Below are 21076 nucleotides of genomic sequence, written 5' to 3'. Positions count from 1 at the left end.
ACAGTGTTTACCAAACGGTAAAATTTTTTAAGTCTTTAAAATTGAAAGGTAATTTTCAAGTGAACTGTAAAGCATATCCCTTAATAAATCGTCGGACAATGGAAAAACGCACATTCTTTCTCTCACATACAGTGACACAAGACCATGTACAAAAGACCAGACAGACATTGCCAGCAAGAATTTATCGGCTGGCTTGATCAGCTTTTGTTCCAGGCAGGCTCCGATCGTTTCGGTCACATACCCGAACGCACACTCGCCCGCTTCCCATTTTTGCTCACTTTTGATCTGCGACAATGGCGCGCGCATGATGAACATCAGATCATAATAATCCGGGTTTTCAAGTGCAAATTTCATGTAAGTCCGACCAATGCCTCCTAGTCGGTCAAATGCATTTTCGATTGCTTCATTTTTACGTAACTCCTTGTTCAGCAGCTCGAATGCATTTTCATGGATCACATAAAAAATCTCATCCTTGTCTTTGAAATAAAGGTAAATGGTAGCCGGGCTGTACTCGATGTCGTCGGCAATGTTACGAATGGACGTCTTATCGTAACCGTGCTTCAGAAATAACTGAGTTGCTGATTCAATGATCAGGTTCCTCATATCCTGCTTTTCCCGCTCTTTCCTTTCCTTGATCGCCATATCCTTTTTGAAGTACGTTGTAAATATACTAAACAGTGTTTAGTAAAAACAAATCCGGGAGATTAATAAAGCAAAAAAACAATGTCCGTTTATCACAAAACTGCTCGTAATGGCCTGAATGAATGTATTTTAGTAAAACATTTTTTATCCAATCCTATCATTCTCGCTATGGCCATTCTACCGGATCTCTCTCAAAAATTAAGCTGGACGCTCCATTCCCTGCGTTTTATCAAAAAACACCTTTTGCTGATTTTGTTCCTGGGACTTGTAGCCGGATTAGGCCGGGCTGCCCAGCTTCGTGCATTTGGCCCCATATCACCGATGCTGGACACTTTCCTGGAAATCGTCATTCAAACAGCCCGGATACTCATTTTCCTTTTTAGTTTGGGATTGACAAATATTAAAAAAGGAATTAACCGTTTTTTGAAAATATTCTCCCCTCAAACCAGTGATCGTCCAAACTGGAAAACGGCATTAACAATACTGAAACAACAATGGATCGCAGTGGTCCTTAACATTTCCGCATTTATGGTCATCGCGTTTTTAATCAATCTTCTGATCGACCACATTGCGTACGAAACTTGCCTTTACGCCACTTTACGGGCCGACGGTATCATTTCGAGCGATTCTTCGGAATGGTCCATTATTCTCTTCCTCAAAAATATTTCCATCATTCCTCTAACTCTCGTTTTTAATGCTACCTTGCTTTTGTGGTTCGTTAACCGGGTCCCGCAGCAAGTCAGTAAAGCTTAAAACACGATTATGAGAAGATTTTTCACTTCAATGCTGGTTTTGGGATCGGCATTGATTTTTTTGTCCCTAACCCCCCGGCAGCAAGCTCAGAAACCGAATATCATCGTTTTTCTCGTGGATGATATGGGATGGCAGGATACTTCGGTGCCTTTCTGGACTAAGACTACGGAGTTCAACAAGCGGTACCATACTCCCAACATGGAGCGGCTCGCAAAAGCCGGAATGAAGTTTACCAATGCGTATGCAATGCCCGTTTGCACGCCTAGCCGCGTGAGTTTGCTGACCGGTGTGAATGCGGCGCATCATCGCGTAACCCATTGGACATCCCCGGATAAAAACAAAAACACAGACTTTGCCGATTCCGACCTGCACCCGGTTGACTGGAACATCAATGGGTTTAGTCCCACTGCCGGCGTGCCCCATACGTTTTATGCAACGGCTTTACCGGAAGTACTGAAAGAAAACGGCTATTACACCATTCATAGCGGCAAGGCACATTTCGGCTCCAAAGATACACCCGGATCGGACCCGAAAAACTCCGGTTTTTTGATCAATATAGCAGGTAGTGAAATCGGGCACCCGGCAAGTTATTTGGGTAAAAAAAATTATGACAATCCTAAAAACGGCAGGTCCGACCGCAATGCAGTTTCAGGCCTGGAAGCCTATCACGGCTCCGATGTTTTTCTGAGCGATGCCATTACGACCGAAGCATTAAAGGCCCTGGAAACCCCGATCAAAGATAAAAAACCATTCTTTTTATACCTGGCCCATTACGCAGTGCATGTTCCTTTAAATGCGGACAAACGCTTTGTTGATAAATACTTAAAAACGGGTTTAGACAGTACAGAGGCAAAATATGCCGCGTTGGTGGAGGGTATGGATAATAGTCTGGGCGATGTAATGGACTTCCTCAGTGAGAAGAAAATTGCTGAAAATACGGTGATCCTTTTTATGTCGGATAATGGCGGTTTGAGCCGTAGTCCGGCGCGTGGCGGGAAAGCCTGGACACATAACCTGCCCTTGAAAGCAGGAAAAGGATCCGTGTATGAAGGTGGGATCCGGGAACCGATGCTGGTGAGCTGGCCGGGCATTATAAAACCCGGAAGTGTTACCGATCAATATGTGATCATCGAAGACTTTTTCCCGACAATCCTGGAAATTGCAGGGATAAAAAGTCCAAAATTAACTCAGCAGCCTGATGGAAAAAGCTTTGTGCAACTGCTGAAAAATCCTTCGTTTTCCGATAAAAACCGCGAACTGGTCTGGCATCATCCCAACCGTTGGGTACCTGAGGAAGGCCCCAACATTCATTATTCAAGTGCATTCAGGAAAGGGGATTGGAAGCTGATCTACGATTACAAAAAAGCCAAACTCGAACTTTACAATTTGAAGGAAGATATTAGCGAGGAGAAAGATCTGGCATTAGCTAACCCGCAAAAGGTGAAAGAACTGGCCGTGCTTTTTACGAACCAATTGAAAAAATGGGACGCGCAAATGCCGGTCTTAAAAACGACCGGCAAGCGTGTACCCTGGCCGGATGAAGTTGCTTCAAATGGCCTTTTTTAAAATTTCATTAGCAGTGTCATTGACCTGACCCGCCTGGAAGTGATGCTAACTTGGACTCGTCGTCGCTAATGCGGCTGCGCAAGGATTCAATATCCCGTTTCAACTTTTCAAGATCATCCGCAGCTCTTCGTGCCCGTTTCGCATCCCGATGCGCTGAACCCGCACTTTTGCTGGCGCGTTTTGCTAGCTTTTTGCTCTGGGCATCGTCTCCGAGTTTTTCAGCCGCTTTTCGATTCTCATCTGCCGATTCCTGCGCGGCCTCAGCCGTTTTGGCAGCTTCATCCGTTTTGTTCTGCAGTTCGTTTTCCAGTTTGGCCAGTTCCAGCTTGCGGTCATTCAGTTTTTTGCTCAGCTCAAGTGCCTGTTTCTGATCCTTTAACATATTGATAGAATCTTTCGAAACGACCTGTGCCGACAATGAGAAGGTGATTAGCAGGAATCCGATGGTACCTGCCAGTGCTTTTATTTTCATATTCAAATCTTTTTTAGTTGTATTCTTACAGTTCTGGCATTGCAAAAACCATGCCTTCGCTTTAAACAAAAACAAACGTGGCAGGGTGGAATTATCACCTTCGTTTATGGGTTAGAAAACAGCGGGAGCATTTTTTCCCGCCGGCAAGTCATAAATTTTAACCAGAATTGAAAGCCTATTTACCTAAGTTACTGCTATTACCTCTTTTGTTAATTGCCATATCCTGCGACAGTCTCATTCTCTACAACCCGAATCAGATCATTGCTGATAAAGATGAGCGAAACCTGAGCGCCCGGAATATCGAACGCATTCAGGCCATTCCGGTTCAGGATACGCTCAAATTCATTCTCATGGGCGATACCCAACGCTGGTACGACGAATCCGTAGATTTTGTTAAAAGTGCTAACAGCCAGCCAGACATCGCATTTGTACTGCACGCCGGCGACATTTCTGATTTTGGGATTAATCAGGAGTTCAAATGGGTGAACAAAATTATGCAGAACCTGAAAACACCCTACCTCACTGTAATTGGCAATCACGACATTGTCGCTAACGGACCAGCCTCATATCGCAAAATATTCGGTCCGCTCGACTACTCTTTCGAATACGGGGATTACCGATTTGTGTTTATCAATACCAATTCACGTGAATATGCATTTGACGGTACCGTACCGGATATTTCGTGGCTCCGATCCCAGCTGAGCAACAATCCTCAAAACAAAAATATCATCGTAGTCGGTCACGTTCCGCCGTATGATGGGGACTTTGACAGGAAACTGGAAGGTGAGTATACTGATCTGCTGGGGTCAAATCCGAATGTAAATCTGAGTCTTTACGGACATAAACATGGTTTTAATGACGGTGAGTTTTACAATGACGGAGTTCATTATTACGTCACCACCAATGTCGGGGCCAGAGGTTATATGATCGTAAAAGTTTGGAAAGGAGGTCACCATGTCGTCCGGGTTGAATATTAAAATTATGTATAAATATCTATTACTGTTCATGTTAGCTACCACAATGAGTGGTTTCGGTCAACGAGTTGAGACCTTTCAGAAAAGCAAAAAGTGGTATTTGCCGGATCACATGAAATTACAGTTTGCGGGCGGAATTGGATTCCTATCAGGAGGTCCGGGCTATTCGTCCAGAAACAAGACACTGGAAACGGACATTCTTTTTGGTTTTTTACCCCAAAAATTCGGGGGAGATGCACTGGTAACCATTACCGGCAAAACGACCTACTCGCCATGGAGGATTCCGGTTAAAACCGATTACTATGTGGCACCGTTTTCGCTGGGTTTTTACCTGAGCTACACATTCGGACCTCAATTTGATACTAAATGGCCAGCTTATTATCCGGAGGGGTACTATTGGTGGGCTACTACATTCCGGCCGGGAGCTTACGTGGGCGGGAAAGTAGGGAAGAATTTTATCAGGAAAAGCCGGGCCCGGGGTGCTGAGTTTTACTACGAGCTGGGTACGTATGATTTGTTGCTCGTCAGTTACGTGCAAAACCGCGCATTTCTGAACCTCAGTGACATTGTAAATTTGTCATTCGGCGTGAAATACGGGTTTTAGGTCACCTGCTCTGTTTTGGCAGAAATATCTCTGATGATTTCATCCAGGGAATTGGCCGACGCGAGTAAATGTTCCAGCAGCTCGAGTGTTTCTTCCTCGGTATTGGAATAATTTTTCAAAAGGTCTACCAGGCCCATGACTCTGGCGAGCGGGGCGCGGATCACGTGCGACTGCATCCATGCAATCTCTTTCAGTTTCTTGTTCCGCTCTTCAATTTCGCTGATATAGCGAACTCGATCGGTCACATCACGCAAAACGCCGACCATTCTTACTGCCTTGCCAGTCCGGTTGCGACGGATATAGCCGGTTTCTTCTACGAAAGAATAAAGCCCGTTTGCTGTTGCAAAACGGTATTTCGCAGTCCATTTGAGCTGCCTCGGGTCCGCCAGGCTCACATCGAGACTCTCCTCGGTAAACTGCCTGTCTGCCGGATGGATCTGCTGCAGCCACTTTTCGGCGGGATACGGACTTCCATCTACCTCAAATCCGAAAAGCCGGACAAATCCGTCCCCCCACTCAATGTGATCATTGGCGAGGTCCCAATCGTAAGTAGCGTCGTTGGTTGCCTTGTTGATGAGCTCATAGCGTTCATTGCTTTTTCTCAATGCATTCTCAGTCTGCTTCCGCTCCGAAAGGTCGATTCCAATGCACTGGATCTCAACAATATTGCTGACATGATCGGCCAATGCAACAAAATGCCAGTATACGGAGCGTACCTTATCGTCCTGCATTACCTGATCGATCTCAATGGGGCAAATGGATCCAGGTTTTTTTATACACATCACGATGGTATCCGTGACCTGCTTTCTGTAAGCCGGTACTACCGCAGTGATGGAGTTAACACCGATAAAATTTTTATTTTCGTAAAACCACCCAAAGTCTTCCTCGTATTTCTTGTTATAATAGGTATAGTTCCCATCGAGGTTTGTGCGAATTACGTAATTGGTTTGCGCCTCCACGAGCCCTCTGAGCCTCGATTCGCTGGCAAGAAGCTCATCGTGTATCTGCCGGTTTTCCAGGATGATCTTAATAATGGAAATCGAGCGATCGATTACTTTGATCTCGTCTTCATCCGGCGCTTTGATTTTCTCATAATATACTGCGAAGGTGGCCACAACTTCGTCATCCGAATTCATGATCGGGTGCGACCAGCATGCTTTTAAGCCAAACCGTAACGCATCTTCCTTGTAATCCGCCCATCGCTCATCGGTAGAAATGTCACTAACAACAACCTTTTGCTTAAAAAATGCAGCGGTCCCGCACGAACCTGCGTTGCTTCCAATTTCTATATTTTCAATGGATGCGATATAATCAGCCGGTAACGACGGCGAAGACCAGTTCACAAGCCGGTTGTTCACGATCCCGGTGACCGCGCATTTCATCTGAGGGAAAATTTGCTCGATCCCGATGAGGTACTGAGTAAGCAAATTCTGAATGGAAGAGTCCGCGCCGGACTGAACTTCCAGAATAATTTTCTCAAGATGCTCGATGTCCTCCACCGTTTTTCGCTCATGGATATCCTGTACAGCTCCATAAACGCGGGTACAGACATCGCCAACAAGTTCCGCCTTGCCTGTAATGCGAATCCACCGATCGTTTCCTTTTGCGGTATGGATGATTAATTCGAGATCAAAAAAATCCCCGTGCAGAACAGCATCGTTGATCGCGGTGATAAACCTTTCACGGTTTGGACCGGCTTTGTAAAAATTCTCATGGAATTCAACGGTTGGCGTGTAATCGCGGGGAACCTCAAAAATCTCCTTCGTTACATCTGACCAGGTCAGGACCAAATTGATCAGATCGGCCTCCCAGCCGCCTACGCGGGCAATCCGCTGGGTTTCATCCAGAAGTCTGGCATTAGTCGTGATGCTCTCATTCCGCTGAAAATCGACCGCATTCGTCACGTCCGTAATTTGTGCGACGATAAATTCTACCTCATTTTGATCGCTAAAAATGGGTGTATTGGAAATCATGTAAAACTTGTCGCAGATCTTCGTTCCGGTAGGTCTGACAGAAGCCATTTTAAACACTGGCGTCTGGTTAGCAAGACCATCCTTTTGAACCTGATGCAGCAATGATATCCACACATCCCTGAGAGAAGTCGGCATATCCGGAAACGCCTGTGCCAGGCTGTGCCCAACTAAATCTTCTTCTGACTTGCCTTTTAAGGCTAAACACGCATCATTTACGTTCGAAACCGTAAAAACCGGAGCATCCGGCACCAACACCATGGTCGGAGTGGACATCCCTTTGAAGACCTTGCTGATGTCGTTCATACTAATCCCGGACTAATAAGCATTGAAAAAAATACCTGCTATGGCTAACGATATGTTGTAAACGTGCATATTGTATTTGATTCGTCATTGCCTGTTAGTTAGTGTGAATTTAAACATATTTTCTATAAGATTTTCGCCTCAGCGCAATAACGTAATAGTTCGACAATATTTATTATATTTCCTTAACAGACTTGCTTAAAACCGCCTTCTTACGAATGAAACTGATCATTTTACCTCTCACCTTTCTATCTCTGTTGCTTGGATTTGCACTTCTCCAAAAGCCTGCCCGAAAAATAAATACTACGGTCCGCAATGCAGAAATTGCTATTTGCGGCGCTGTACCTGTCACCGGACTGCAACCGATGGCGGATGGAAAATTTATTGTGGCACTTCCGGGGTGGGGTAATTATGAGTATCCGGTTTCTACCAAATCCGACAGCTCGCAATTCTATTTCAATCAGGGACTGAGTATGTATTACAGCTACCACTTTAAAGAAGCTTTGGCCTCGTTTAAAGAGTCGGCCCGTTTTGATCCTTCCAGTCCGATGGCATACTGGGGGCAGGCATTGACGATGGGACCATACTACAATGCTGCCCACAGTTACACGAAACCGAAAACGATTCCACAGGTACTTGAATTAATGAATCAGCATGCGGAAACTGCCCCGGCCAGGGAAAAGAAGCTCATCGAAGCTATGAATGTCCGCTACTCGGCAGATCCGACCGATTCGGACCGTGCGGCCTTAAATAAAGCTTATGCCGACAAACTGAAACTACTGGTATCGTCAGATCCACACGATGAATACAAAATGTTATACATCGATGCAATCATGCTGATACATGCCTGGGACTTCTGGAATAAAGACGGATCAGCAAAGCTGTGGACGCCCGAGGTGGTAGCACTCTGTGAGAAAGTCCTGAAAAGAAACCCAAAGCATCCCGCAGCGCTGCATTATTACATACACCTCACGGAAGCTTCTCGCAACCCCGGACTCGCTTTGGGTGGCGCCGAGACATTAAGGGATCTTTTGCCTGGCGTTGCGCATATGGTGCATATGTCCAGCCATGCTTATGAACGAAGCGGGCTTTATGCCAAAGGCGCGGAGGTTAACAACCTCGCCGATGATAATCTGCGGTACTATGACCTGCTGGCCAAAAACCTGGACCTTGCAAAACAGTCCCCGCATTACTTTGCCGTACAAACGTACTGTGCTCTCACCGGCGGCATGTATAAAGACGCGATGCATTATGCCGAACGCAGCCGGAAAAGTGTAGCTCCCAGCCCCGAGGGTACGTATGATCAGTATGTGTACATGCTACCGGTGATGACCATGGTAAGACATGGGAAATGGGAAGAAATTTTAAAAGACAACGTTACTCCCGACAGTCGCTGGGTTTATGCAGGTCTTTTGGCGGATTTTGCAGATGGTCTGGCATACATCCATACAGGCAAAACAGATTCTGCTTCCGCTTCACTGGAAAGACTAAAATTGAAGGCCAAAGATCCAGTGCTCACAAAAAGACGAATTCCATTTAACTCACCAGTACAGATCGCCGCCATTGCCGAAAAGATACTGGAAGGTGCCATTCTTTTCACAAATAATGAAAAGGTGAAAGCGATCAAATCCTTGGAACAAGCCGTAGCCGCCGAAGATAAACTGATTTATACCGAACCAAAAGATTGGCCGATCCCGGCAAGACAATTCCTGGGCGCATACCTTTTGAAGTATGGAAAACCGGCTTCTGCGGAGAAAATTTACCGGGAAGATCTGAACTTCAACCCGGATAATGGCTGGTCGCTGGTTGGGCTGCACCAGAGTCTGGAAGCTCAGGGAAAATCGGGGCAACTCGTGAAATTGAAACAGAAGTACCGGCAAGCTTTCGTAAAAGCCGATAAAATCCCGACAAATTCAATTTTTATGAATTGAGTATTGAAGACCTTAAACACCGAATGATATGGCTAAAAGTCAAATGGGGCATGTACTGGCAACAATCTTCCGCGCAGCTTTCGTGGCCGGCGCATTGGACATACTGGCTGCCATTTTGATATATGCGATCGTAATGGAAAAGACGAGTCCGTCGGCATTGCTCATGTCGATTGCGAGCGGCGTTTTCGGTAAATCCGCATTTTCGGGAGGTACGCCCATGGTACTGGCCGGCCTGCTGCTTCATTTCCTGATCGCGTTCATATTTTCGGCATTCTATTACCTGATCTATCCGAATCTGGCGTTTCTGCGTAACCGGAAACTGCTAAGTGGAATCTTTTACGGGATCTTCGTTTGGCTGGTCATGAACCTGGGAGTCTTGCGGATCGCATTTTCCGGCTCACCACTCCCCGACCCCAGCTCGGCATTACTCGGAATAGCCATTGTGATTGCTGCGGTGGGGATTCCTATCTCCTACATCATCTCTGCGGGCAGGTCAGGTTGGAACAAGTCATAAAAAAAGGGTTAGCTAAATAGCTAACCCTTTGATTTTCAAGAGCCCCCAGTCGGGATCGAACCAACGACCTACTGATTACAAGTCAGTTAAATAGTGTTTTCGTTGTTGACAGTACTTTATAGAATGCGTACTTTGTGCTCATTTTGAGCATTTTATAAAATATATTTAGCTTTGTTAATTTCTGATATGTGTACATTGACTACATTTACATCGTGATATTCATCGTGAAATGAAATGTTTAAAAAACCATCAGTTAGCTTGTACTTCGACAAAAGACGTATGCGCGACGGTTATTGCTCCATCAAATATGTAGTTTACTACCGGGGTAAACAAAAGGAATATGCAACTGGTATTGAAATTACTAATGACGAAGCGGAATTTCTGAGAGAATTCAAGGGTGGTATAACCGGAAGATTCAAAGACTCTAAGCGTGAACTGTGGAATCAAGTTTACGCCGACTCGTATATTGATCAGAATACAGGCCATGAAAAAGAGGGCTTACTTTTTAAGGCAAAAAAAATAATTGCCAAAATTGAAGATTATTTTACATTTGAAATTTTTGCAAGGACGCTGGCTGGGGATTTCGTGCCGGAGGATACTACTCCAACAGATGCGGACATGATCGTTGCGTTAATGACTCGGGGCAAGGCATTGAGAGAGCAAGGCGATATCAGTAACGGCAGTCTTCACGAAAGCACGGCCGCCAGCTTACGGCGTTATGCGGTATATGCGAAACTCGCGAAGACTCCGGAAGCGGCCACGTTGCCAATTATGATCATTACTCCATTGTTCCTTCGAAACTATGAAAAGTGGATGCTGCAATTTGGGAAGGCTCCCAAGTTTAAAGTGGATGGAAAACGTCGAACGTCCACCGAAGTCGCTATGGCGAAGGAAAAGGTGGTCAAGGAGTCCCCGGCTTCAATTACAACCGTTTCTATTTATACTCGCTACATCCGAAAGATTTGGAATGACGCCAAAAGCGAGAATGATAAGTTTTTGGCCAGTTATCCATTTGCCAACAAATCGAAGAAGGGATATAAGATAGCCAACGTTCTTAACACTAAAAAGGCTCTGAATAAAGAACAGATTGCGGACATTTTTGAATATGCCTGCGAATATGGGAGTTCACGCCAAAAGTACAGGGATATGTGGCTATTGGTTTACATGTGTAACGGCATCAATATCATGGACTTATGTAAGCTGAGGAATAAAGATTATATACCTTCAAGCGGGCTCATAGAATTCTACCGAGACAAAACGTTTGAAACTAAGCGTAAGGACGTAGCCAAAATTACAATTTATTTACTTCCTGAGGCAGAGCAAATTATCGAGCAATGGCGTAGCGACGATCGCGATCCTGATGATCATCTTTTTGACTTTTTAAAAACTTCTGCCGATCCTGAGGAAGAAAAAAAAGTGGTTAACCAAGTTACGTGGAATATCAACCGGCACATGCGGTTAATTGCGAAAGATTTGAAATTCAACTTTCCGGTTCGAGTTTACGAAGCACGTCATTCGAACGCAACCGCACTGATGAACGCGGGTGCTCCTCTTAAATTCATTCAAGACTCATACGGGCACGGTAGCCCGCTCACAACGCAAAAGTATTTATCCAGTTTTGAAGATGAAAATGCAGCAAAGTATGTAGCAAGTGTGATTCCTGCCCGAGTACGAGAGGCAGTGAAAGTGCAAATTGAGTCAACGTCCAAAGAAGAAAGCCAAGTTGTAGAATAGCGCAGCTTTCAGTGATTATTCACATATCCAGATTTACTTCAATTGACAATGAAAGCACCCAAAAAGAAATTGAATGAGAATCCTAGCCTGGATGAACCATCTGGCCCATCCGCATACTGGACAAAACGAGTTTTGAACCTCGAAGAGGTAATTATGTATACCGGTTACTCCAAGTGCTACATTTTGAAATTGGCAATTAACTCAGTGATCCCGCACTCAAGACCTACTGGCGGAGCACCCTTCTTTGAAGGAGAGAAGCTCGAAAACTGTCTCCTGAGCAATCCTATCAAAACGGTTCAGGCAATCGACAAAGAAGCGGCGAACAGAATAGTAGAGAAACCAATCAAAGCAAAACGGAATTCATGATGGATCACCACCTCATAGTAATCGAAAAGGCGCTTTGGGACGGGCTTATCGCAAAGATTGATAGCCTGACAGAACAGGTTCAAGAACTGGTTAAGGACCGCACCAAGCCGGATATCCTGACGCACCGTGAAGCTGCATTCTATTTAGGGTATTCATCAAGCTCGCTTCACGATTTGAAGGATACCCTACAGATACCATTTATTCAGCATGGCAAAAAAGTCACTTACCTCCGGGAGGATCTTAACGCTTTTATGGCAGAGCACCGGATTAAAAAAAGGAGGAGGTGAGTCCATGGATCTTAGAGATAGCACGGTAGTTTCACGGACGCGAGTGAGTAACAAAGGCGCGCAAAAGAAAAACACTATGTAATTTATTGAACTGTTTAAGGTTGATTCTCAACTGCTTGCTTTTGGATAGTTATTACCCTTTTTTTAGGGTCAATAAAACATAACACAATTATGATTCATCCGAAGTACTTTTTTGAAAAGATCGGGGCATCCGGCTACTATGATTTTACAGGCAACTATATACCGCTTGAGACAAATGGATAGAAACTGACAGGTTGGGATATTGAAGTATTTGGGATTTAGTGAGTTAGTTTGTGTAACTTACATATCTACCACTCGAAACTTCCACTATGGAAATCTCCAACAGTATTTCGCATGTGAAGCGGTTATTTGACCATTCAGTAGATTTGCAGGCTCGTTTTCGCGCTACTTGTCAAAGGAGTTTACTTATAAGTGAATACATTACGACGATTACCTTGATGGCTGACAAGATCAAAGGTTCTAGCAAAGCCAAATAGGACGGAGCAGGTTACGTACAGGAAATTTCAGAGAGGCTTCGGCCTCTTTTTTTGGTGTCAAAGATCAAACTACACGGGTAATCTTTATCCCGGCAAGCTTCTCCATTGCAACGACTACCCGCTCAATACGGTCGACGTGACCTCGTGAGGTGTCTGAAATGGCTTGTGATACTGATCCCATGAAATCAGCCCCCAGCTTCGTATTAAAGAAAGGGTCGCTCTCGGCCAGCTCATCCCGCCAGTGCTTACCGAGGACATCCCTGGCGACCACAAATCTTTTTATGAGCCGTTCTTTTATTGTGAGGTACCCGAATTCCTTGATCTTTGATGGGTCCTCTTCCGGTGAGTGCATTGTTATTTTGCGATGGTTCTGAATTGGCATCCTTAATGATACGAAGTTCATATCTTTTAGACAAGTTCGGCAGCAGGATTCTGTGTCTGGCTCGAATGGGCAAACTACAGAATCGCATCATCTGGATACGTACGCAAATACGTCCTTACAACTTTCTCATACTCCTCACTACTTTTTAGTTTCTTAGGATCGTCAGCATAGAATTCATAAAGCCTATCAGTCAGTTCGTCGTGCAAGTAGAAAGAAAGAGACCGGCTACGGGTATAGATTTTCAAGGTCATTATTTTCGGTTTCAACCAACCCAGGTGCGGAACATAGGAGTCAATATTGAATTTCTCAATCTCTTTAATGAAGGTATAGCCGTATAGGGACATGGTGTTTTTTACTGCATAGGTAGTCACAATAAAAAAGCGACGCAAAAGAACTGGGCAAATGACTGACTTGTATTATTTAAAGGGCTAGCTAAAAAGCAAACTAGGGACTCTTAAATATCCCGGAAACAATTAGGTGTATTTTAGCTAATGTGGTGGCGAGGGTCAGTTCATCATTAATCAACGCATGTAGGTCTAATAAAAAATCCTTGTGCGGATTTGCTGTAAGCATCAATAACCGTTTCTTGGTCGACAGCTGTGGAAAAATAAATACGGTATGCATCTCCATGCGAGCTCCGAATCATTATGTAGCTTCTCCTTTAACTCCAGACCTTTTAAGACCGGCAAGTCAATGTCAGTAGGATCATGAATGGCTTGGCTTTTTTGCCATGTAATACTGCAAAGCTTCAAGTCCATTCGAGAAATAAACGCGTTTGTTCGTGTATGAAAGCGAATTGAAGATATCCTCAAATATGGTTTGATCGTTGTGGTTATCCTCAATAATGACTATTTCACCATCTTTATTCATAGTGGTTTCAATCTTTGGGTTTCCTAGTAAAACAATAAAATTATGTCAGGATTTTTGCTTCTAATCCCATTTGTTGAAAAGCACCGTTTCCGGATGCTGTTACTGGCACAAAATTTACGCATGGCCAATCTCCACTTTTAATTGACCAGAATGCAGCCAGAAACCAACCGCCAATTAAGGGACTTTCAAAACTATCTTGACATTTTAGAAGACGTCAAAGAGTGTACGGACAAGATCCGGTCCTATATAATAATGCTTGAAGCTTCAAATATGGAGATGCATCGCAAGCTAGATCAGATTGAGTCGAGATTTGCGAAGAAAGGCGTTGCCCACGCTAAAATGCCCCTACGGATTTCTCACTATATGCTGTTTGGGACTATGCACTTCTTCCAATAAGTTACAATCAACTTCAATATTTGCTGCAACTCACTAAATTGGTCAGCCTTTACGAAAAAACCTTGCGCTAACGTGCTGTAAGCATCGTGTACTGCTTGCTCATTGGTAGATGTAGTAAAAAACAGGAAAGGGATATATTCCAACTTCAACCTGACATAGTTGTTAAGCTCCTCCCGTAATTCAAAACCGTTAAGTTTTGGCATATTTATATCCGAAAGTATGAGAAATGGGACACTATTGGAACTATTAAAGTACTCCAAGACCGAAAGCCCATCATGAAAATAGACCCGTTCGTTAGAACACTCTATGGTACGAAAGGCTTCTTCCATTAAAAACTGATCGTCTGGATCATCTTCTATTATAATGATGTGCCCATTCTTGTTCATGATATCGCTGGATTGAGTAGGCAGGACGAGTTATTAAAACCGAGCCAAACATGCTTAATGCTACTGGAAAATAATTGTCGGGAACAGGCTAGATCAAGGCCATCCGAGAAAACGAGTTTGAACCAATTATGTACCCAGAAGAATTAAACGATTTCTAACAAGATGTTCATACCTCGGAATTTAGATCCCGATCAGCAAGATCGCGAAGGACTGAGATCTGTAAGTCCATCAACTGACATATGTGCTGGGTTCGAAGGCCGGACGATATATGGTAGGCTCCCGGATTCAACGATTCCTGTTCAGCGGCTTGGCTGGCTGTCAATGTGGATCTTTTCTGCTCATACTGGTTCATTATAGCAGTTACTCTCTCAAAGCTGGTCTTCATTGTTTCCTTTGTTTTGGTGGCTGCGGCACTTTACAATAATCATTCCAACTTAATTCGCAGATAAGCAGTATGCTAGGTTTGAAATAAATCAGGGGCCCTGTTCAGTCGTGGCCCCCTGATTTATGTACTTCGCCTCAGCTGACTGGATGTCGCGGCTTCGTCCGGATCAGCTTATTGTATGGACAAACATACTCTGCCCGGTGGCGCCTACAAACCAACTGGGACGAAGTAGGCTTGATCAGGGACGAAATGAGGCGTTTTAGGTATCATGCAAAGGGTAGGATTTAGATGAACTGCGCTCAAATCCTAAACGACAGGGATCTTTTTTAACCAGTTAATAAATAATATCGAGATTTTTTATTACTTTTTGAGTATAAAGGCATTTCTACATAACTTTCTGATCAAAGCACTGTTACCAGCGTAAACTCAACTTATGGATAAACTTTTTACTACTGATGCCTGCCCCAGTTAAAGAACCACAAAAAACCCCAAGGTCAAAGAAGACAACTGAAATAGGATTTCCTCAAATTGCACTCGCATGCGCGGGCATAATAAAAGAAATCGGCTTACCAGGATTTATAGTAACCTTTGTTTGTACCATTTTCTTCCTCAACGGATCCTCGATACAGAAACAAGAGTTCATAGATAAGTATATACTATTTAAAGGAGTTAGCGAAAATCCATTCCCATTTGGCATGGTTGTTATCGCCTTAATTATTTGTAGTGTTGTACAGCATATTTATTACTCACTTCGTTTAAAGGTTGCGAAGGGAGAAAACGAACGGATGGTAGTCCAGAACAACGATCTTCAAAAAAGATTACTCGCAAGAGAAAGCAAAGCAGCTAAAAAGTAATTATCCATTAGAAACAATTCGGAAACACGATGGAAGCACTACCCTATATTATCATATTTCTTTCAATCGGAATGTATTGGAAGAGACAACATCAGAAATTCGCTCACGAGAAATTCAGAAACAATGTTAGCGAGATTAAAGATCGCTTAGTGATCTTAGCCTTAGATGGAAAGGTTGATCCTAACTCTTTTGCTTTCAAATACCACATACTTAGTATTGAAAAGACGCTAGAAAAGAGTTATTTCTTAACTTTCCCATTCGTTTTTCTTAGCAAATTCTTTCACAGAGACGATGCTGAAGGTTTAAATGAATTTCGCATGAAGGTAGAAGAAAGCACAGCAAAAAACTTAGACCTTGTGCGAATTCAAAGCGACCTAATCAAGGCTTTATTTTTGTACATGAAGGACCAACATTTCGTGAGCTTACTTTTAGTTAAAGGCATCTTCAAAGCGTTCGGTAAGGCGAAAAAGATGAAAAACGAATATAATAAGATTATTTCGGCAGCACTGTTTCTCCCTGAAACGTCCGCATCGGATCGTTACACAATGAATCAAGCCCTTTGTTAACTGAAACCGCATCCTATCCGTAAATAAATCAGGGGCCATAAGCCCCTTTTTTATACACCATAACTAAACCGAACTTATACCGCCTGACTGTATTCTGCACAGAATTTCTGAACATCCCGGCGTGCGCTGTCGATCATCGAAATGTAGGATTGTTGTGTGAAATTGAGGGAGCCGTGCGGATCGGAACATTCGATTATATGAACCGGTGCGAAGATCATCCCATCCTTACCCGGGTTGTCTTTCAATATTTCATTCTTCAACATCGTGACATCCAAATCACCCTGATAAACCTGGTTCATCATAATGGCCATGGTTCGCTGAGCGATCTGGAATATGTTGTCGAGCTGATCAGCCTCAACCATATCTTTGGTATTGCAGTTGATGGATATCACCCGGTATTTGCGGCCCGGCTTCATTCGCCGGAACATCATAGCCATCGGCGTTCCCTCAGCAACGCCTCCATCCCCGAGATGATCAAACGTGCCTTTTTTCGACTTGACGCCATGCACCAAAGGCAGAAGTACGGGTATCGTGGCGGACGCCGTTACCCCTTTCATTAAGTTATCATCGTCTTCAAAATCCTCTGGCCAAAAGTCGATCACTTTGCCGGTTTTCATATCGGTCGCATTGAAACCAAAATCTACACCATAGGCAAACCCAGGCTTCATTTTATTGAGCTCTTTGAGCGTTTCCAGCAGTGGCCCGTTGCCCATCAGTCCTTTGATTGATTTGCTCTTAAACAAGGCTGTTGGAATGGCTTTAAACCAATTCACGTCAAGGTTTCCATTTTTTAGCCTTAGAATACCTTCACTGAAAATTTCCTTTGCATTGCTTTGAAATACCTGATTATACAAATTTGTGGTTTCCATATACAATCCTTTGGCGAAAGCAAAAGCGTTCAGGCTGCCCGCAGAGCAACCGCAGATCATGGAGATTTTGAATCGTTTTGCTAGTTCCATCAGTACGGTCCATTGCCATAGTCCAAGTGCCCCACCTCCGGAACAGATGATCACGGTTTCAACATCATTGTCATCTGCTTTTAATAAGTCATTGAACATGTTTCAGTAGTTTGAAGTGATATTAATCCACACCTCCGACTTTGCGCGAAGTGCAGCTTGTATTTGGGTAAAAAGGGAATTGAACAGATCCCGGCTGTTTGTCACCTGGTATTCATCGCTGATGTGCTGGTATTTCAGTCCAGGCAGTAAGCAACCTTCTGTATCCTTATGTCCATTACCGGAATGTATCCGGATACCAGAAAACCCGGGAACGGTAAGCAGTATAGGTAACAGCTTTTTAAACCTCATCGAGTGCGTTACCAAAACCTGATATCTACCTTCTGGAATCGCGGTGCGGCCATGTATCTTAATTTTCTGGATGTCAGGCAATGGCATTTCCTGTGTTAATCCACGATCGACGTCTTCCAGGCAATAGCCGACTTGCTTCCCATCGAGCACAATGGTAGAAAGCGTGGAGTTTTTGCCTCTCCACTTCCGAATGACTTGAATTTCCATACTGATCAGTTAAAAATACGCCTCCACCAGCTGGGCTTTTCCATCTCAACCGGCTTGATTTGAATTGAATCGGTTACTACCGATAATGGGGTTACAGGTCTGGGATTCGGCAAGGATGCCTTAATTTCGACCGGTACAAGCTGCATCCGTATCTTTGTTTGCCTGCTGATCAAGCGGTCGAGTTTTAATTCTAACTTCCCGCCGCGGGTGTAATTCGCGTCGACCTTCTCCAATGCTCTATCACCCTTCTCGCTGACTGCATTTAAAAGGCTATCATTTGAAACAATCCTGCTTGTTGAGTCTGATAACGCAGGTTTCCCGGCGGGCACAGTGTCGGTTTTCACATCTCCCGGATTCTCCTGGGACGCTGTCGGATTGGTGCTCATGAACAGAATGATCAGCGCCGCCGACATTAAGGTACTCATGATACGGTTTTTCATTTTTGAATGATCTCTTCGATCTTTTGAGTTTCACCTGAAAACGTTTTTACTTTCTTTTCGATCTTGTCAAACTTTGAATCAGTCGATGTAGCCTTGCTCAGGATTGCATCAAACTTGCCGCTCAATTCTAAAATCCTCTTTTCCTCTTTCTCCCGGGCTGACTCATATTGCTCAATCCGTTTTTCAAACTGCGCGCTTACTTCAAATTGCGCCTCAGCCCGGATCTTATCTTCTCGCTTCTGGAAATTATCGCTGATCGTCCGAATGTCGCGCTGCAACTTCTCAATTTGAAAGTTTTGGAATACGACCACTCCTGACAATACGCTGATCACGACAGCCATTCCATAAACAAGGGCTAGGCCTGGTTTCTTTTCGGCCAGATCTGTTAATTTATCTTCCTTATTGTCCATCGTAGCGGGTGGGTTACATTGTCAGGTCAGCAACACGACTAATATGCACAGTCCGGCAATTGCCACGATCAGTGCTGCCTGATCAATCCGGAGCCGGGTATTATCACTCATTGAAGTTTGAATTTTACCTGCTTGTTGATGCCACCGCCCCGGTCGTACCATTCCTGACGGAACCCCTGTAACCCGCTATACCGAGTAATGGGAAATACAAATTCCGTGCCCTGCTGGATGCCGGTCATGCCTTCATTCGTATCGCGGAATTTCTTTTTGATCATGTACAATGGTTCAGCCATTTGGCGGAGAATATAATCCGGGTAACCCATGGCCAAGTGTGGTATGTCGCCGCCTCTTCGATGAAATGATTCGGTGTAGTTGTATAAAAGATATGGGTTAAAACCCTCTTCCTTACCAAAACCTGCTTGGCTCCACGATACGTCATCCCAATCAAATTCAATGGCTACCCTTGCGCCCGGAAATGTTCCCAGATTGAGATCCGTGGCCATCAGTTTCCAATTCTGTGTATGGCTACCGCCTTCCGAGCTGTATATAATATCCGGCTGATCAGGTGTGCCGGCACTGAAAATCGTATTCAGTTTCGTGCTAAAATCAAAAACTCCCGAAGGTGCCCCGATACCGGCGTACATGCCGCATGCTTGCACTCCCCCTTTCCTGGCTCCTCTGGTTGCGGCTACTTGCGTTTTACGAAGTGCATCTGTCTGGAAGAGATAAAACGATTGCCCCTTTGGTGTTGACGTAAAGTAGTTTAGCTGTTCTTCGCTCCGAACTTCGTCATAAGTGGGCATTGGCTGCCCGCCTGACCAGATGGCCCACTTCTCTTTATCTACGTCAGCAAATCCGGAAATGGTCATTGGTTCCTCTCGCCTGACCAACTGAAACTCCTCGGTAGGTGCAGTGACGATGGATATGTAACCCGCTACATTCCCATAACTGGCCATGACTGATCCCATGTGTGCGGTGACGCGTTCTAGCTTCGTATGCATCAAATCGCTGCTCATCGACGGCATATAAATCTGTGGTATTGATGGCAACCCGGGATTATCCGTCCATCTTTCTCCATTAGCTAACATCGTCTTATGTCCGTCCGGAAACATTCCGTCCCCCTCCGCACGCCATAACACGATACAGATAGCAAGTTTAATACCCCGTGCTTTGCACCATTCTAGAGCACGTACAAGTACATCATCCCGGTAAACATTGTCCTTCGGCTCGTAAGCGTACCAGCGGGTATTTAGTCGGATACCAGTGATGCCTTTAAACTTCTCACCCTTCCATTCCAGGTTCAGTAAAATCTCGGCCGCTTTCTGCCATTCGATGCCAATACCATTCGGAGCGTCTAAATCGAAACCTGATCCAGTAGCATTCATGTAGAACTCGCGACCGCCGACAGATGGCTGCGGCGGATCCACAACTACCGGAGGCGGTACTACTACGCCTCCGGTAGTTGTGATCGTGAATTTGCGCTGGCTGACCTTACTTAAACAGCTGCGCCCGGATATCTTTAAATAATACGACCCGTTCGGGAACGCCTGGTATTTGAATGGTACCGAGTTGGATTGAAGGTTTAACAGGCTATCTGTGTAAAGCGGGGCGCCGACTTCATTGGTGATCGTGTAATTGATATCCGTTACCTGCAAGGCATCGAAAAGCAGCACCGCGCCGGTGTTCGTGATCTTGGAAATGCCGGCGATGTTTGGCCCATATACACAGGAATCTTTCACCGCAACCGGATCCTGAATAACAGGAGGTGGAACGACTACCCCGCGTAGCGCTTTAACCAGGCTATCAAGCCGGGCATCTGTCTTTTCGAGCTGGCTTTGATAGACTATCCCAGGCGGTAGCGGGACGGTAATGGTTTGCGCGGCACATAGTACCGGCAAGATGGCCATAAGCCATAGGATGATTTTTTTCATGTTTGTTGATGAATGATACTGCCCGGATTATAGCCCGAGGTCTTTGATTAACTTCTTGGCATTCTTATTATCCGGGTCGTGCGAACTGATCATTTTTTTGACCAGTTTCGGCAGGACCGCCGCAAAGTGTGGCTTATCGTTTAAAGCCCGGTTCAGATCTGCCTCATCCTGGAAGTTCAGTGAGACAGAATCGTTAAAAACATGTTTGGTAGGTTCCGTTCCGCTGGTGTCCTCGTAATCTACCCGAACCGAGACACTGACGTGATTGATTTTAAGCTGTGTTGACATTCCTTCTTTTTAGTTTGGTG

Annotated in this window: 24 protein-coding genes; 11 read left to right on the top strand and 13 right to left on the bottom strand. The window is 44.6% G+C overall.

From position 1 onward, the window contains the following. Positions 1 to 27: 27 nt before the first annotated feature. Positions 28 to 642 carry a TetR/AcrR family transcriptional regulator gene (locus LZG72_RS23670; RefSeq protein ID WP_233877613.1) on the bottom strand — a complete coding sequence of 205 codons (615 nt, stop codon included), beginning with the start codon at positions 640 to 642 and terminating at the stop codon, positions 28 to 30. A 168-nt stretch (positions 643 to 810) separates the two neighbouring features. Here LZG72_RS23670 and LZG72_RS23665 point away from each other — a divergent pair, with 168 nt between their 5' ends. Beyond that, entirely contained in the window at positions 811 to 1395 is a 585-nt protein-coding gene (locus LZG72_RS23665; protein ID WP_233877612.1) for a hypothetical protein, read from the top strand. A gap of 9 nt (positions 1396 to 1404) precedes the next feature. Continuing rightward, positions 1405 to 2961 (top strand): sulfatase, encoded by a 1557-nt coding sequence (locus LZG72_RS23660; RefSeq protein WP_233877611.1) that lies wholly within the window; start codon positions 1405 to 1407, stop codon positions 2959 to 2961. 16 nt (positions 2962 to 2977) lie between these two features. Here the strand turns inward: LZG72_RS23660 and LZG72_RS23655 are convergent, their stop codons facing one another. Then, on the bottom strand, positions 2978 to 3433 hold the full coding sequence (locus LZG72_RS23655) for a hypothetical protein (protein WP_233877610.1): 456 nt from the start codon (positions 3431 to 3433) through the stop codon (positions 2978 to 2980). 167 nt (positions 3434 to 3600) lie between these two features. On the opposite strand from LZG72_RS23655, the gene LZG72_RS23650 reads away from it, so the two are divergent. Further along, on the top strand, positions 3601 to 4410 hold the full coding sequence (locus tag LZG72_RS23650; protein WP_233877609.1) for a metallophosphoesterase: 810 nt from the start codon (positions 3601 to 3603) through the stop codon (positions 4408 to 4410). A 28-nt stretch (positions 4411 to 4438) separates the two neighbouring features. Further along, positions 4439 to 5011 carry a hypothetical protein gene (locus tag LZG72_RS23645; RefSeq protein WP_233877608.1) on the top strand — a complete coding sequence of 191 codons (573 nt, stop codon included), beginning with the start codon at positions 4439 to 4441 and terminating at the stop codon, positions 5009 to 5011. On the opposite strand, the gene LZG72_RS23640 is transcribed toward LZG72_RS23645, so the two are convergent. Beyond that, the gene (locus LZG72_RS23640; protein ID WP_233877607.1) at positions 5008 to 7287 is read right to left on the bottom strand and encodes a PAS domain-containing protein; all 2280 of its coding nucleotides are present in this window, start codon (positions 7285 to 7287) and stop codon (positions 5008 to 5010) included. The genes LZG72_RS23645 and LZG72_RS23640 overlap by 4 nt on opposite strands. Positions 7288 to 7502: 215 nt before the next feature. Here LZG72_RS23640 and LZG72_RS23635 point away from each other — a divergent pair, with 215 nt between their 5' ends. The 5 genes from LZG72_RS23635 to LZG72_RS23615 all read left to right on the top strand — a co-directional run bounded on the left by LZG72_RS23635 (position 7503) and on the right by LZG72_RS23615 (position 12116). After that, the gene (locus LZG72_RS23635; RefSeq protein ID WP_233877606.1) at positions 7503 to 9215 is read left to right on the top strand and encodes a hypothetical protein; all 1713 of its coding nucleotides are present in this window, start codon (positions 7503 to 7505) and stop codon (positions 9213 to 9215) included. Positions 9216 to 9243: 28 nt separating this feature from the next. Beyond that, positions 9244 to 9729, top strand: coding sequence for a DUF1440 domain-containing protein (locus tag LZG72_RS23630; RefSeq protein ID WP_233877605.1), 486 nt, complete (start codon positions 9244 to 9246; stop codon positions 9727 to 9729). 234 nt (positions 9730 to 9963) lie between these two features. Then, positions 9964 to 11463, top strand: coding sequence for a tyrosine-type recombinase/integrase (locus LZG72_RS23625; protein ID WP_233877604.1), 1500 nt, complete (start codon positions 9964 to 9966; stop codon positions 11461 to 11463). 48 nt (positions 11464 to 11511) lie between these two features. Continuing rightward, on the top strand, positions 11512 to 11829 hold the full coding sequence (locus tag LZG72_RS23620) for a hypothetical protein (RefSeq protein ID WP_233877603.1): 318 nt from the start codon (positions 11512 to 11514) through the stop codon (positions 11827 to 11829). Then, entirely contained in the window at positions 11826 to 12116 is a 291-nt protein-coding gene (locus LZG72_RS23615; protein WP_233877602.1) for a helix-turn-helix domain-containing protein, read from the top strand. The genes LZG72_RS23620 and LZG72_RS23615 overlap by 4 nt, the downstream gene beginning before the upstream one ends. Before the next feature lie 582 nt (positions 12117 to 12698). Here LZG72_RS23615 and LZG72_RS23610 read toward each other — a convergent pair. The 4 genes from LZG72_RS23610 to LZG72_RS23595 all read right to left on the bottom strand — a co-directional run bounded on the left by LZG72_RS23610 (position 12699) and on the right by LZG72_RS23595 (position 14668). Beyond that, positions 12699 to 13037, bottom strand: coding sequence for a hypothetical protein (locus LZG72_RS23610; RefSeq protein WP_233877601.1), 339 nt, complete (start codon positions 13035 to 13037; stop codon positions 12699 to 12701). Between the two features lie 53 nt (positions 13038 to 13090). Then, entirely contained in the window at positions 13091 to 13360 is a 270-nt protein-coding gene (locus LZG72_RS23605; RefSeq protein ID WP_233877600.1) for a hypothetical protein, read from the bottom strand. A gap of 361 nt (positions 13361 to 13721) precedes the next feature. Next, entirely contained in the window at positions 13722 to 13886 is a 165-nt protein-coding gene (locus LZG72_RS23600; RefSeq protein WP_233877599.1) for a hypothetical protein, read from the bottom strand. 359 nt (positions 13887 to 14245) lie between these two features. Further along, positions 14246 to 14668, bottom strand: a complete 423-nt coding sequence (locus LZG72_RS23595) for a response regulator (protein WP_233877598.1) — start codon at positions 14666 to 14668, stop codon at positions 14246 to 14248. Between the two features lie 840 nt (positions 14669 to 15508). On the opposite strand from LZG72_RS23595, the gene LZG72_RS23590 reads away from it, so the two are divergent. Together LZG72_RS23590 and LZG72_RS23585 are read left to right on the top strand one after the other, a co-directional pair. Next, positions 15509 to 15907: a hypothetical protein gene (locus LZG72_RS23590; protein WP_233877597.1), complete on the top strand. Its 399-nt coding sequence runs from the start codon at positions 15509 to 15511 to the stop codon at positions 15905 to 15907. 29 nt (positions 15908 to 15936) lie between these two features. Beyond that, positions 15937 to 16473 carry a hypothetical protein gene (locus LZG72_RS23585; protein ID WP_233877596.1) on the top strand — a complete coding sequence of 179 codons (537 nt, stop codon included), beginning with the start codon at positions 15937 to 15939 and terminating at the stop codon, positions 16471 to 16473. Between the two features lie 74 nt (positions 16474 to 16547). Here LZG72_RS23585 and LZG72_RS23580 read toward each other — a convergent pair whose 3' ends face one another. From LZG72_RS23580 to LZG72_RS23555, 6 genes are all read right to left on the bottom strand, one after another. After that, entirely contained in the window at positions 16548 to 17531 is a 984-nt protein-coding gene (locus LZG72_RS23580) for a patatin-like phospholipase family protein (RefSeq protein WP_233877595.1), read from the bottom strand. A gap of 3 nt (positions 17532 to 17534) precedes the next feature. After that, positions 17535 to 17987: a DUF5675 family protein gene (locus tag LZG72_RS23575; RefSeq protein ID WP_233877594.1), complete on the bottom strand. Its 453-nt coding sequence runs from the start codon at positions 17985 to 17987 to the stop codon at positions 17535 to 17537. Between the two features lie 5 nt (positions 17988 to 17992). After that, positions 17993 to 18427, bottom strand: a complete 435-nt coding sequence (locus LZG72_RS23570; protein ID WP_233877593.1) for a hypothetical protein — start codon at positions 18425 to 18427, stop codon at positions 17993 to 17995. Next, positions 18424 to 18837, bottom strand: coding sequence for a hypothetical protein (locus LZG72_RS23565; RefSeq protein ID WP_233877592.1), 414 nt, complete (start codon positions 18835 to 18837; stop codon positions 18424 to 18426). Before LZG72_RS23565 ends, LZG72_RS23570 begins: the two co-directional genes overlap by 4 nt. A gap of 107 nt (positions 18838 to 18944) precedes the next feature. Continuing rightward, a complete protein-coding gene (locus LZG72_RS23560; RefSeq protein WP_233877591.1) occupies positions 18945 to 20768 on the bottom strand; it encodes a hypothetical protein in 1824 nt (607 codons plus the stop codon). 27 nt (positions 20769 to 20795) lie between these two features. Beyond that, complete coding sequence (locus LZG72_RS23555) at positions 20796 to 21056, bottom strand: hypothetical protein (protein ID WP_233877590.1); 261 nt, start codon at positions 21054 to 21056, stop codon at positions 20796 to 20798. Positions 21057 to 21076 lie beyond the last annotated feature (20 nt).

Origin of the sequence: Dyadobacter sp. CY323 (assembly GCF_021390245.1) — a bacterium.
In the GTDB taxonomy this organism is placed as follows: domain Bacteria; phylum Bacteroidota; class Bacteroidia; order Cytophagales; family Spirosomataceae; genus Dyadobacter.
Note: the sequence above shows the minus strand (reverse complement) of the source record. Positions and strands in the feature narration are given on the sequence as shown.